Source organism: Mariniflexile gromovii (assembly GCF_017814435.1).
Classification (GTDB): domain Bacteria; phylum Bacteroidota; class Bacteroidia; order Flavobacteriales; family Flavobacteriaceae; genus Mariniflexile; species Mariniflexile gromovii.
In genome coordinates, this window is the sequence record NZ_JAGJCB010000020.1 from 39,067 (window position 1) to 53,830 (window position 14,764).

Consider the following 14,764-nt stretch of genomic DNA (forward strand, 5'->3'; position numbering starts at 1 on the left):
CTAACATTTACTCTATTTACTTTGAAGATATCAAAAGAAGTTAAAACAGGCATATTAGTATTATCAGGAATTGCACTTTTTATTTTTGGATTTAATTACCTAAAAGGAAATAATATATTTGAACCCACCGATGTTTTTTACACTGAATTTGATTATAATTCATTAAGTAAATCGTCGCCAGTTACCGTTATGGGCAATTCGGTTGGAAAAATTGAAGACATCTCATACAACTACGATACGGGAAAAACAAGAGTTGCATTTACTGTAAGCGAGAAATTAAAATTTTCCAAAAACAGTGTTATTAGAATGTATGAAACCGGCTTAATGGGAGGGAATGCACTAGCCATACTTATTAGTAATGAAGGTGAACAAGCAAAACCCGGTGATGTATTGCCATCTGAAGTTGAATTTGGCTTAGTAACCAATCTTTCTAAAAACTTTTCAGGAGTTACTGATAATTTAGATTCTACTTTAAAATCGACTGATACGTTAATGTCAAGTATCAATAGATTGGTTAATGATAATTCAGATGCTGGTTTAAAACGTACCATTGAAGAATTAAATCACACCTTAAAGTCATTTAAAACCACATCAAATTCTGTAAATGCGGTTATATCCAATAATGATAAAAACATAACGGCCATACTAGAGAAATTTAAAACGATAAGTAGTGATTTAGCTTTACTTTCTGCCGATTTAAAAGACGCTAACGTTGGGGCAACGGTTGAAAATTTAAATAGCGCCATCACCAAATTAAATACCATATTAACAACTCTAGATAAAGGCGAAGGTTCTTTAGGAAAGTTACTAAAAGATGAAGGATTGTATAACAATCTTGATGGAGCAACAAAGGAGATGGAAGAATTGCTGCGTGATATAAAATTGCACCCAAAACGTTATTTTAGAATATTATCTAAAAAAGAAATTCCGTATCAAGAAGAAACTAAATAAATACGCATGGCATATTTACCAAATATAATCTTTGTAATATTACTTGGTATAGGTGTTGGTTTTTTCGTAAAAAACGTAAAAAAACTTACCCGTAATATCAAATTAGGTCATGATGTAGATGTTAGTGATAACAAATCACAACGTTGGAAAAACATGGCAATGATAGCTTTAGGGCAAAGTAAAATGGTGCGTCGCCCCATCGCTGGCTTTTTGCATATTGTGGTTTATTTAGGCTTCATTATCATCAATATTGAAGTATTAGAAATTATTATCGATGGTATTTTTGGTACACATCGCATCGGTTTATCAGTACTTCCAGAACCTGTTTACGGTTTTTTAATAGGTGCTTTTGAAGTGTTGGCTATTTTAGTTTTAATCTCCGTTATTATTTTTTGGATACGTAGAAATATTATCAAATTAGCACGTTTCTGGAAAAGCGAAATGACCAGTTGGCCTAAAAACGATGGTAATTTCATCTTGTATTTTGAAATGGTTTTAATGACCTTGTTTTTGGTTATGAATGCCACCGATACCCATTTCCAGAGTATCAATACGTGCAATATCATAAGTCAACATATAGCACCATGGTTTAATGGGCTGTCAGAAAACGCACTTCATGCAGTAGAAAGAACTGCTTGGTGGCTTCATATCATGGGTATTTTAGTGTTTTTGAATTATTTGTATTTTTCTAAGCATCTTCATATTTTATTGGCTTTTCCAAACACTTATTTTGGAAAATTGAAACCAAAGGGGCAGCTTGATAATTTAGAAGCAGTTACCAAAGAAGTAAAAATGATGATGGACCCCAATGTCGATCCATTTGCGGCACCTGCTGAAGGCGCCGAAAATGCTATGCCAGCCAAATTTGGAGCCAGCGACGTGAAAGATTTAAATTGGGTACAGCTTTTAAATGCCTATACCTGTACCGAGTGCGGACGTTGCACCAGCGAATGTCCTGCAAACCAAACAGGTAAAAAACTATCGCCACGAAAAATCATGATGGATACCCGCGACCGTTTAGAGGAAGTAGGTAAAAATATAGACGCCAACAAAGGAGAGTTCAAGGAAGACGGGAAACAACTTCTAGATAATTATATCACCAGAGAAGAATTGTGGGCATGTACCTCGTGTAATGCCTGTGTAGAAGCGTGTCCTGTAAGCATCGATCCGCTTTCAATCATCATGGATATGCGTCGATATTTGGTTATGGAACAGTCCGCTGCCCCCGTAGAATTAAATAACATGATGAGCAATATTGAAAACAACGGTGCGCCGTGGCCATACAACCAAATGGACCGATTAAACTGGAAAAACGAATAATAAAATAATTTGGGCGTTACCCAAGGGTCGGGCTTTCGGCAGTCGCTTCCCGATGAAAAAATCGGGAGAGCTCCAACAATGCCTCAATCCCTAACGCAAAAAAAAATAGAACATGAGCGAATTACTAAAAGTGCCAACCATGGCAGAATTTATGGCAGAAGGAAAGCAACCTGAAGTATTGTTTTGGGTGGGTTGTGCTGGTAGTTTTGACGATAGAGCCAAAAAAATAACCAAAGCTTTTGTTAAACTATTAAATAAAGCCAAAGTAGAATTTGCTGTTTTAGGAACCGAAGAAAGCTGTACTGGTGATCCTGCAAAACGCGCTGGAAACGAATTTTTGTTTCAAATGCAAGCCGTAACAAACATAGAAGTTTTAAACGCTTACGAAGTAAAAAAGATAGTAACCGCTTGTCCGCATTGTTTTAATACCATAAAAAACGAATATCCTGAATTAGGTGGAAACTATGAGGTCATGCACCACACACAGTTTTTAAAAACCTTATTGGACGATGGGCGTTTAACTGTTGAAGGTGGCGAATTTAAAGGAAAACGTATCACCTTTCACGATCCTTGTTACCTAGGTCGTGCCAATAATGTATATGAAGCACCACGCGATTTAATTAAAAAATTAGAAGCGGAATTGGTAGAAATGAAAAACTGCAAGCGCACTGGGTTATGTTGCGGAGCAGGAGGCGCTCAAATGTTTAAAGAACCAGAAAAAGGAAATAAAGACGTAAATGTAGAGCGTACCGAACAAGCTTTGGAAGTACAACCAGAAATTATTGCAGCGGGATGCCCGTTCTGTAATACCATGATGACCGATGGGGTCAAAGCCAAAGATAAAGAAGCCGAGGTACCTGTTATGGATATTGCCGAATTAATTGCCAATGCCCAAGATTTATAAATTAGGCAATAGCTTAAAACGTCAGTCGTAAATCAAAAATCTTAAATTAAATCATGTTAGTAGATTTTAAAACATTACCGGAAGAATCACGAGTTTGGATATATCAAGCCAATCGTTCTTTTTCTGAAGAAGAAATAGAAGAGATACAGTCAAAATTGGATGTATTTATTGAAAATTGGACAGCACATGGAAGTGATTTACAATCGGGCTATTTAATTAAATACAAAAGATTCATCGTCATAGGCATCAATCAAAACCTAAACAAAGCAACGGGTTGTTCCATTGATTCATCTGTTCGTTTTATTCAGCAATTAGAAAAAGATTATAATGTTGATTTGATGGATAAAATGAATGTTTCCTACAAACAAGGCGATTTTATAGCATACAAAACACTTACCGATTTTAAACAAATGGCAAAAGATAAAGCTGTTTCAAAAAACACCATCGTTTTTAATAATTTAGTTTCCAATATTGCCGAGTTTAATGAAAATTGGGAAGTTCCTGCAAGCGAGAGTTGGCATAGTCGATTTGTTAAGTAAATCTTCAAAATTTAAACAGAAAAGCTTTCATATTTCAAATACAATAATCAATTTTACAGCTTAAATAGTAAATTATGGCTAAGGAAATTTTCCTATTAAATATCTCTGGACAAGATAAACCAGGTTTAACTGCTAGTTTAACAAGTGTTTTAGCAGAATACAAAGCAAAAGTATTAGACATTGGTCAAGCAAACATTCACGACACCTTATCCTTAGGTATTTTATTTGAAATTCATGCAGGTTCAAAATCGGCAGCCGTTTTAAAAGATTTGCTTTTTAAATCGTATGAACTAGGTATAAAAGCAAAATTCACTCCAATTTCACTTGAAAATTACGAAAAATGGGTGGGGCTTCAAGGTAAAGACCGCTACATTGTAACCATTTTAGGTGAAAAGTTAACAGCACAACAAATATCGCAAGTCACTGAAATTATTTCGCAAAAGAACCTGAATATCGATTCTATAAAACGATTAACAGGAAGAACCTCGCTTGTAAAAAAAGAAGAATATCCTAGAGCTTGTATTCAATTGTCCATTAGAGGGCATATTGATGATAAACGCGAGTTTACCTTAAAATTCATGCAAATTTCAAGGGATTTGGATGTTGATATTGCATTTCAAGAAGATAATATTTACAGAAGAAACCGCCGTTTGGTGTGTTTCGATATGGATTCCACCCTTATTCAAGCTGAAGTTATTGATAAACTAGCAGAATTAGCTGGTGTTGGCGATGAAGTAAAAGCCATTACAGAATTGGCTATGCAAGGTGAAATAGACTTTAGCGAAAGTTTTATTAGACGTATGAAGCTTCTAAAAGGACTATCAGAAGAAGTATTGCATGAAGTGGCTGTTAATTTGCCTCTTACAAAAGGAGCTAGAAGACTTATGACCACTTTAAAAAGTTATGGATTTAAAACCGCAATTTTGTCTGGTGGATTTACCTATTTCGGTCACTATTTACAAAAAGAATTAGGGATGGATTATGTATATGCCAATCAATTGGAAATTAAGGATGGTGTTTTAACGGGCGGCTACCTTGGTGATATTGTAGATGGTAATAAAAAAGCAGAATATCTTAAAGAAATTGCCTTAAAAGAAGGTATTGATATCAGTCAAACTATAGCTGTTGGTGATGGTGCCAACGATTTACCGATGCTTAATTTAGCTGGTTTAGGCATTGCGTTTCATGCAAAACCTAAAGTTAAAGACAATGCCCAAAGTTCTATTTCAAGTATTGGTTTAGATGGTGTTTTGTATTTATTAGGCTACCACGATAGACACATCGATTTATTGGATTAAATAAAAGAAATCCATTCATAAAAAACTATTTGGCTTGTTTTATTAAAAAGAAGCCAAATAGTTCATTACTTTCTTTATAAATCTATCATAAAGTCTTTTCAACTTCTTTTTAAAAGTAGTATTTTGGCATGGTTATTTATGTAGTAATAAAATACTATGTTCACTTGCTAAATTAATCCTCAAATATGCGTCAAATATTATTAACGGTACTTTCTCTATATATATCATTCTCAGGCTTTGCTCAAATACACAATAACCCTTTGGCTTCCAGAGATATGGAAGCGCAAAAAAAATGGGTAGACAGTGTATATAAATCCTTGTCTTTAGAAGAAAAAGTTGGGCAGTTATATATGGTTCAAGTAATGTCTAATCAAGATCAAGCAACAAAAAACAAGTTGGTAGATTTGATTAGAACGCATCACATTGGAGGCTTAATTTATTCTCTTGGAACACCCGACAAACAAGCAGCATTAAATAATGAATTGCAATCGCTTTCTAAAATTCCGCTGTTAGTAGGTATGGATGCTGAATGGGGTTTGAGCATGCGTTTAAATAATACCTACGCTTTTCCTTGGAACATGACGCTTGGAGCCATAAACGATAACAACTTAATCGAACAAACTGGCAAACAAATAGGTGAACATTGTAAGCGTTTAGGGGTTCATTTTAATTTTGCGCCTGTGGTTGATATTAACACTAACCCGTTAAACCCCATTATAGGAAATCGTTCGTTTGGTGAAGATAGAGACAATGTAACCGAAAAAGCATTGGCCTTTATGAAAGGTATGCAAGGTGCTGGTGTTTTGGCAAGCGCGAAACATTTTCCTGGGCATGGGGATACCGATCAAGATTCGCATAAAACCTTACCAACTATTAGTTTTAATGAAAAGCGTATCGATTCCATAGAATTGTATCCTTATAGAAAATTAATAAACGAAGGTTTAGCTAGTGTAATGGTAGCGCATTTAAAAGTGCCAAGTTTAGAACCGTCTGGCTTTCCTTCCTCATTGTCAAAACATATTGTAACGGATATATTAAAAGAGAAATTAGGCTTTCAAGGACTCATTTTTACTGATGCCTTGGATATGAAAGGTGCTGCCGATTTTAAAGAAGCTGGAAGTATAGATTTAGCTGCTTTTAAAGCAGGGAATGATGTGATGTTAATGTCTGAAAATGTAGCTGTTGGTATTTCAAAAATTGTAGAAGCTTATAATAATGGAGAGATTAGTGAAGCACATTTAGAACTTTCAGTTAAAAAAATTCTACAAGCAAAATATAAAGTTGGTTTAAATAAGTATGAACCAGTTGGTTTGAATAATTTGTCAACCGATTTAAATAGATTAAAAGATGACATTTTATATGAAGAATTATTAGAAAATGCCATCACTATTGTTAAAAATAAACAGGATTTATTGCCATTTCGCCATCTTGAAGAAAAAACAATTGCATACGTTAAAATGGGTGATGATGATGGTACCGTGTTTTTAAACGAACTTAAAAAGTACGCCAAAGTACATGAAATTCAAGGAGAAACTTTAGAAGATTTAATGGCAAAACTTCAAGATTACAATACGGTTGTTATTGGTTTGCACCGTTCAAATCAAAATCCTTGGAAATCCTATCAGTTTACTAGTACAGAATTGACATGGCTCTATGAAATTGCGAAAACCCACAAAGTAGTTTTAGACGTATTTGTTAAACCATACGCGCTTTCAGACCTAACTTCAATTGCAAATATTGAAAGTATTGTGGTAAGTTATCAAAACAGTAAAATAGCTCAAGAAAAATCGGCACAAATCATTTTTGGGGCTATCGCATCAAAAGGCACTTTACCGGTTTCTATTGGGAAATATTTTAAAGCGGGTGATGGTATTCAAAACAATGCCATACTGCGTTTAAGTTACACGGTTCCAGAACGTGTGGGAATGGATTCTAAAAAATTAAATAAAATCGATTCATTAGCTCTAAAAGCCATCAATGGTAAGATGACACCAGGAATTCAATTATTGGTAGCAAGAAAAGGAAAAGTAATTTATAATAAAAGTTTTGGAAAACATACCTATTCAGGAAATGAACCAGTAGAATTTGATGATATTTATGATGTTGCATCGTTAACTAAAATTCTGGCAACTTTACCTTTACTTATGGAATTGGTGGAAAAGGGTGAAGTTAATTTAAATACAAAGCTTTCTCAAATTTTACCTAGTTATAAGAATTCAAACAAAGCAAATACCACATTAAAAGCAATGTTATCACATTATGCCCGACTAAGGCCATGGGAACCTTTTTATGCACATACTTTAGACAGTGCTACAAAACGCCCAAGTGATAAATATTATAGAAAGGAACGCAGTGAAAAGTTTAATATTGAAGTAGCCAATAATTTATATTTACGATCAGATTATCCAGATTCTATTCAAAAAATCATTAGAGATTCAGATTTATTAAGTAGAACACAATATAGATATAGTGATTTTCCATATTTCATTTTAAAGAAATATATTGAGAACTATTACGATAGAACATTAGATTTTCTTGTAGAAGAACATTTTTATAAATCGTTAGGCGCTAACTATACTATGTACAATCCGTATCATAAAATAAGTAATACAAAAATAGTTCCAACGGAAATTGATGATTATTACAGATTTCAAGAAGTACATGGTTATGTGCACGATATGGGAGCTGCCATGCAAAATGGAATTGGTGGGCATGCAGGAATATTTAGTAATGCCAATGATGTTGCTAAAATTATGCAAATGTATTTGCAAAAAGGATTTTATGGCGGAAAGCGTTATTTTAAATCAGAAACACTCGATTTGTTTAACACGTGTTACTATTGTGATAAAGGAAACAGAAGAGGTATTGGTTTCGATAAACCACAATTAGGTGAAGATGGTCCAACATGTGGCTGCGTGTCATTAAATAGTTTTGGTCACTCTGGTTTTACAGGAACTTATGCGTGGGCAGATCCCGAGGAAGAAATAGTTTATGTGTTTTTAGCGAATAGAACGTACCCAAGTGCTACACAAAATTTGCTTTTAAAGGAAAATATTAGAACAGATATACAACGCTTAATTTATGAAGCGATAATTAAAGAATAAAGTACTTAAAGTTAAAAAGTTTTAAAGTTGATTATCTAAACCATACAACTTTTTAACTTTATAACTTTTCAACTAAAAAAATATGAAAATAGGCATAGTATGTTATCCTACTTTTGGAGGTAGTGGTGTGGTAGCAACCGAGTTAGGTTTAGAACTTTCTAAACGCGGTCATGAAATTCATTTCATCACCTACAACCAACCAGTTAGGTTAGAGTTATTGAGTAATAATGTGCATTATCATGAGGTTAATGTTCCAGAATATCCATTATTTCATTACCAACCCTACGAGTTAGCTTTATCGAGTAAGTTGGTGGATATGGTAAAACTTCATAAAATTGAAATTTTACATGTGCATTATGCTATTCCCCATGCTTATGCGGCGTATATGGCTAAAAAAATGCTCCAAGAAGAAGGTATTTTAATGCCTATTGTAACTACTTTACATGGAACAGATATCACACTTGTTGGTAGTCATCCGTTTTATAAGCCAGCAGTAACATTCAGTATTAACAAGTCTGATGCAGTAACAGCAGTGTCACAGAGTTTAAAAGATGATACGTTGCGTTTATTCGACATTAAAAATGATATTCATGTGGTGTCTAATTTTATTGATTTAGATAAATATAATCATAAATTTACCGATTGCCAACGCGGTATGATGGCGAATGAAAATGAAAAAATAATAACACACATTAGTAATTTACGTCCTGTAAAGCGATCACAAGATGTTATTAGCATATTTTATAACATTCAAAAAGAAATGCCTGCAAAGCTGATGCTTATTGGTGAAGGGCCAGAACGTGAACGCATAGAATTACGTTGTCAGGAATTAGGTATTTTAGATAAAGTTATTTTCTTCGGAAAGAGTAATGAAATTGATAAAATATTATGTTATAGCGATTTGTTTTTATTACCATCTCAAACTGAAAGTTTTGGATTGGCAGCTTTAGAAGCTATGGCATCGGGTGTTCCTGTTATATCAAGTAATACAGGTGGTATTCCAGAAGTAAATATTCACGGCGTTTCGGGATTTTTAAGTGATGTTGGAGATATTGCAGATATGACAAAAAATGCTCTGTATATTTTAAGTGATAAAAAGCGATTAGAAACTTTTAAAGTGAATGCTAGAAAAACCGCTGAGAAATACGATTTACATACTATTGTACCACAATATGAAGCTATTTATCAGGATACTCTAGCAAAGTGTTTAGTACTATAAAATATAAATACAAAAAATAAAAAAAGGGTGTTTTACAAATTTGTAAAACACCCTTTTTTTTATAAAAAGAAGTTTTTAAAATATATAAGTGATTCCTGCTTTAATTCCGCTGAAAACATTTCCACCACCCACTTGTACATTAACTCCAAAATTATCAGTAAAGAAATAACGACCACCTGCATGTAATCCTAAACCAAAATTATCTTCACCATTATAACTATTTACTTTTTCACCATTTACTTTTGTAGTCCAAGAGAAATAATTCAAGTTAGCACCAGCATATACATCAAATTCACTAGGGATTTGAAGTAATTCATTAAAATGATAACTTCCATTAGCTTGAATTCCTATGATATTACTTTTGTAATCATAACTAGAACCAAAATAATCGTGGTTATAAGAATGGTAGGATGCTTCAGCACCAATAGTAATATCTGGCAACAATCCATATTCAACACCTCCATAAACTGAGGCACCCCAGCCAGTAGCTCCAACACCAGCGTTTAATTGTAAACCACCTTCTTCTAAGGGAGCTTGAGCAAAAGTAAATCCGAAAGCAAATAAAGCCAAAAATAATGTGATTTTTTTCATGTTTTAAAATTGTATTAATGTTAGTTGTTAATGTTTAATTAATTGTTTTATTCAGAAAATACAACCAAAAGTAATTAAATAATTCTTTAATATAAACGAAAAAATAATTTGGTTTCTAAAAAGATTATAGCTAAATATTGATTATGTTTTAAATAAAATATGTTGCAAATTGAAACTCTTTATCTTTAAAAATACTTTTTTTAGAATTGGTATCTAATACCTAATCCAATATCAAAATCTAAATCATTGTTGTCATAGTCTCTAGGTCCAAAACCAATTTCAGGTCTAAAATCCAAAGAAATTAATAACGGAATATTGAAATTATATTCAATCCCAATATCACCTGCAGCAAATATAAAAGTGTTGTTATCATAATCATCATAGTTTTTTCTATAATGATCAAACGAAGCTAAACCACCGCCAACACCAGCATACCAGTTAAAATCTCCTTCAATATTCCAAACCCATTGGTATAAACCAACAAGTTTAAAACCATCATAATATTTACTGTCTCTCCAACCTAAATCTACTTCTAAACGGTTCATATCACCCAACGCCCGTTGGTATGATACTTCAGCTCCAACACCGTTGCTGTCCCCTAAACGTAAACCAATAGCATTTTTTGAAACGTCTTGAGCGTTTGATGCAAAGCCGAAACCTAATAAAACCAGTGAAAATAAAAGTAATTTCTTCATAAATGTCATTTTTTTGTTTTGTTATATACGATTGTTTTTTAGCAAAAGATTATTTTTAATAATCCAATTTGAATTAACAAAAATAACGTCAAAATTGTATTTATATTTAACATCTCATTAGTTTTTAAACATTTTTATTGAATTATGTCGTTAACATCACATTTACAGACACTAAGCGAAAAATTATCCGGTGAATTATTCTATGACGATTTAATAAAATCGATATATGCCACGGATGCTTCTGCGTTTAGAATGTTGCCATTAGCCGTCGCGTACCCAAAAAATGATGAAGATATTAAACAACTTATTCAGTTTGCGGAAAAACATAACACCTCATTGATACCAAGAACCGCAGGAACATCGCTTGCAGGTCAATGCGTTGGAGAAGGTATTGTGGTGGATGTTTCAAAATACTTCACCAAAATTTTAGATGTTAATGAAAAAAATCAAACTGTTACGGTGCAACCGGGTGTTGTGCGCGATGCTTTAAATAACTATTTAAAACCATTCGGATTGTGGTTTAGCCCAAATACATCTACATCCAATCGCTGTATGATTGGTGGAATGGTTGGGAACAATTCATCAGGAACAACCTCCATTCAATACGGAGTAACCCGTGACAAAGTAATTGAAATGCATACCATTTTAAGTGATGGTAGTGAAGTGGTTTTTAATGAAATAAGCTCTGAAGCATTTCAAAAGAAAACTACTTTAGAAACTTTGGAGGGAGAAATTTATGAAACTATTTATAAAGAACTTGAATCTGAAGCTGTTCAAAATCAGATTATTGAAAACTTTCCAAAACCAGAAATACACCGAAGAAATACTGGGTATGCTATTGATGAATTAATAAAATCGGATGTGTTTTCTAATACTTCTGAAAAATTTAATATGTGTAAGTTACTATCGGGAAGCGAAGGCACATTGGCATTTACAACACAAATCACTTTAAAATTAGATAAGTTACCACCACAGGAAGCCGTTATGGTGGCGGCACATTTTACAAGCATTGAAGCCTGTTTAAATGCGGTAGAACCTGTTATGCATCATAATTTGTACAATTGTGAAATGATGGATAAAACCATTTTAGATTGTACAAAGCATAATAAGACACAACAAGAAAACAGAAGTTTTATTCAGGGGGATCCCAAAGCCATTTTAATGTGTGAAGTAAGAGCATTTACAAAAAAAGAAGCTGCTATTTTAGCTCAAAACTTAGTAAATTCTATTGAAGCTTCCGGGTTAAGTTATGCATTTCCATTACTTGAAGGTGATGAAATAAATAAAGCAAATAACCTGCGCAGTGCCGGATTGGGTTTATTGGGTAATATTATTGGTGATAAAAAATCGCACCCCTGCATTGAAGATACCGCTGTAACGGTAGCAGATTTAGCTAATTACATAGCTGAGTTTTCGGCATTGATGAAAGGTTATAACCAAGAAGCAATTTATTACGCGCATGCTGGGGCTGGTGAGCTGCATTTACGTCCTATTTTGAATTTAAAAAAATCGGAAGACGTGGTGTTATTTAGAAAAATAACTACCGATGTTGCCCATTTAGTTAAAAAATATGGTGGTTCTATGAGTGGAGAACACGGCGATGGTATTGTACGTGCTGAATTTATTCCGTTTATGATTGGTGAAGCCAATTACCAAATTTTGAAGCGAATAAAATCGGCTTTTGATGCCCATAATATTTTCAATCCAGGTAAAATTGTAGATGCATTTCCTATGGATAAATCATTGCGATATGTTCCAGATAGGGTAGAACCCGAAATTGAAACCATGCTCGATTTTTCACATTCCCAAGGTATTCTGCGTGAAGCCGAAAAATGCAATGGTTCTGGCGATTGTAGAAAACTCCCGGAATTTGGTGGTACCATGTGCCCAAGTTATAGAGCAACCCGAAACGAAAAAGATACTACACGAGCACGCGCCAATGCATTGCGTGAATTTTTAACCAATTCTAATAAAGCTAATAAGTTCGATCATGAGGAATTAAAAGTGGTTTTCGATTTGTGTTTAAGTTGTAAAGCCTGCGCCAGTGAATGCCCAAGTAGTGTAGATGTAGCGAGTTTAAAAGCAGAATTTTTATACCAATATCAAAAAGCAAATGGCGTATCATTACGCACCAAATTGTTTGCATATAATAATACGTTGAACCGTTATGGAAGTGCCTTTCCGAAGCTATCAAACTTTATGTTTTCTAATGGTTTTACATCTTCCATTTTAAAAAAATCATTTGGAATTGCTAAAGAAAGACAATTGCCTTTAATATCAAATAAGAGTTTAATTAAAGAGTTTCAAAGTATTAAAAAACAAGAAGTTAAAAAAGAATATATAAAAACGATTTATTTGTTTAATGACGAGTTTTTAAACTATTTAGATACCCCTATTGGAATGGACGCCATTCAACTTTTAACTGCATTAAATTACGATGTGAAGATGGTTGAAAGTGCAGAATCTGGTCGTGCATTTATATCAAAAGGTTTATTGGAACAAGCTAAAGAGGTTGCCAATAAAAATGTTTCAATTTTCAAGAATTTAATTTCTAATGAAACACCTTTAATAGGCATTGAACCATCAGCTATTTTGACTTTTAAAGATGAATATTTAAGATTAGCAGACGATAGAACTTCCGCAGAAGCGATAGCAAAACACACGTTTTTAATAGAAGAATTTATTCAACATGAAATAAAATTAGGTAATATTACTTCAGATCAATTTACTTCAGAAGCAAAAACCATTAAATTTCATGGGCATTGCCATCAAAAATCATTTAGCAACCAATTGTCTAGTTTCGATGTTTTGAATTTACCAAAAAACTACAAAGTCACTCTTATATCAAGTGGTTGTTGTGGAATGGCAGGAAGTTTTGGGTATGAAAAAGAACATTACGACGTCAGTATGAACGTGGGTGAACAAACCTTATTTCCAGCTATTAGAAAAGCATCAAGCGATACCATTATTTCGGCCAATGGAACCAGTTGCAGACATCAAATTAAAGATGGTACCCAGCGTGAAGCAAAACACCCAGTGACAATTTTACGAGAAGCTTTGGTTTAGTTTACAGTCTCAGTCGCAGTATCAAGTTGTTAACAATTAAACAAATCAACGAATAAACATTATTTAGCTTTCTTCTCATGCTGTTCTACAATAGTAATGGCAGCAATTAAGTCTCTAAACTCCATGTTTTCAAAATCTTCATCTACAAAAAAAGGGGAGAGTTTGTCTTTGTTGTAATGGTAAACCTTCCAACGTTTAAATTGGTATTCTAAGGCGGTAAAATTTTCAACCCAATCGCCTGAATTCAAATACATAGTGGTACCGTGTTTGTTTTCAATATATGCCATTTTTGGATGGTGTATATGGCCGCAAACCACATAATCATAGGCATTTTCAATGGCTAGATCTGAAATTACTTTTTCGAATTTTTTAATGCGTTTTTCAGCATTTTTTGCATCGTTTTTAACTTTATCGGATAAAGAGTAGCGCTCTTTTCCTCTGCGTTCCAAATACCAATTCACAAGGCGGTTAAGTTGGGTTAGCGCCCTATAACCATAATCTCCCAATTTAGCTAGCCATTTGGCATTTTGAATAGAAACATCGAATACATCTCCATGAAAAAACCACGCCTTTTTTCCATGTAAATCCAATGCCAATTTATCTACAATGGATATGTTTCCAATGGTGTTTCCTGTAAATTTACGAAGCATTTCGTCGTGGTTGCCTGTAATGTAAATAACCTCTACACCATCGGCAGCCATATTCATGATTTTTTTTATAACCTTTAAATGCGATTTTGGGAAATAACGTTTTCGGAATTGCCAAGCATCTACAATATCGCCATTTAAAATAAGCTTTTTTGGTTCTATACTGCTTAGGTAATTAAGTAGGTGTTTTGCGTGACAACCATGCGTGCCCAAGTGTACATCTGATATTACGGCAAGTTCTATTTTACGTTTAATTCTCAAAAGTTTCATTTAGTTATTGTAAAATACAAGGTTCTGTATTACTTAATCATTATCTCATAATTATTTAAATATGAGCATATTGTTAAACAAATGTTATGCTATGTAATTACGATTGATGAATTACGAATTACGAATTACATTTAATGTTAATTGGCATTTCACGTTTTAC

At 33.6% G+C, this 14,764-nt stretch carries 11 protein-coding genes; 8 read left to right on the forward strand and 3 right to left on the reverse strand.

The window, feature by feature from the left end:
- Positions 1–21 precede the first annotated feature (21 nt).
- From J8H85_RS15995 to bshA, 7 genes are all read left to right on the forward strand, one after another.
- On the forward strand, positions 22–951 hold the full coding sequence (locus J8H85_RS15995) for an MlaD family protein (RefSeq protein ID WP_209656280.1): 930 nt from the start codon (positions 22–24) through the stop codon (positions 949–951).
- Between the two features lie 6 nt (positions 952–957).
- On the forward strand, positions 958–2,271 hold the full coding sequence (locus J8H85_RS16000) for a (Fe-S)-binding protein (RefSeq protein WP_209656281.1): 1,314 nt from the start codon (positions 958–960) through the stop codon (positions 2,269–2,271).
- Positions 2,272–2,383: 112 nt separating this feature from the next.
- On the forward strand, positions 2,384–3,175 hold the full coding sequence (locus J8H85_RS16005; protein ID WP_209656282.1) for a (Fe-S)-binding protein: 792 nt from the start codon (positions 2,384–2,386) through the stop codon (positions 3,173–3,175).
- Between the two features lie 53 nt (positions 3,176–3,228).
- On the forward strand, positions 3,229–3,714 hold the full coding sequence (locus J8H85_RS16010) for an ABC transporter ATPase (RefSeq protein WP_209656283.1): 486 nt from the start codon (positions 3,229–3,231) through the stop codon (positions 3,712–3,714).
- 74 nt (positions 3,715–3,788) lie between these two features.
- Positions 3,789–5,012 carry a phosphoserine phosphatase SerB gene (serB, locus tag J8H85_RS16015; protein WP_209656285.1) on the forward strand — a complete coding sequence of 408 codons (1,224 nt, stop codon included), beginning with the start codon at positions 3,789–3,791 and terminating at the stop codon, positions 5,010–5,012.
- Between the two features lie 185 nt (positions 5,013–5,197).
- On the forward strand, positions 5,198–8,116 hold the full coding sequence (locus J8H85_RS16020) for a glycoside hydrolase family 3 N-terminal domain-containing protein (RefSeq protein WP_209656287.1): 2,919 nt from the start codon (positions 5,198–5,200) through the stop codon (positions 8,114–8,116).
- Between the two features lie 82 nt (positions 8,117–8,198).
- Positions 8,199–9,335, forward strand: coding sequence for an N-acetyl-alpha-D-glucosaminyl L-malate synthase BshA (gene bshA / locus J8H85_RS16025; RefSeq protein ID WP_209656289.1), 1,137 nt, complete (start codon positions 8,199–8,201; stop codon positions 9,333–9,335).
- A 75-nt stretch (positions 9,336–9,410) separates the two neighbouring features.
- On the opposite strand, the gene J8H85_RS16030 is transcribed toward bshA, so the two are convergent.
- Both J8H85_RS16030 and J8H85_RS16035 read right to left on the reverse strand, forming a co-directional pair.
- The gene (locus tag J8H85_RS16030) at positions 9,411–9,926 is read right to left on the reverse strand and encodes an outer membrane beta-barrel protein (protein WP_209656291.1); all 516 of its coding nucleotides are present in this window, start codon (positions 9,924–9,926) and stop codon (positions 9,411–9,413) included.
- A gap of 200 nt (positions 9,927–10,126) precedes the next feature.
- Positions 10,127–10,621, reverse strand: coding sequence for a hypothetical protein (locus tag J8H85_RS16035; protein WP_209656292.1), 495 nt, complete (start codon positions 10,619–10,621; stop codon positions 10,127–10,129).
- A gap of 144 nt (positions 10,622–10,765) precedes the next feature.
- Here J8H85_RS16035 and J8H85_RS16040 point away from each other — a divergent pair, with 144 nt between their 5' ends.
- On the forward strand, positions 10,766–13,687 hold the full coding sequence (locus tag J8H85_RS16040) for an FAD-binding and (Fe-S)-binding domain-containing protein (protein WP_209656294.1): 2,922 nt from the start codon (positions 10,766–10,768) through the stop codon (positions 13,685–13,687).
- A gap of 59 nt (positions 13,688–13,746) precedes the next feature.
- On the opposite strand, the gene J8H85_RS16045 is transcribed toward J8H85_RS16040, so the two are convergent.
- Complete coding sequence (locus tag J8H85_RS16045) at positions 13,747–14,604, reverse strand: UDP-2,3-diacylglucosamine diphosphatase (RefSeq protein WP_209656296.1); 858 nt, start codon at positions 14,602–14,604, stop codon at positions 13,747–13,749.
- Between the last annotated feature and the right edge of the window lie 160 nt (positions 14,605–14,764).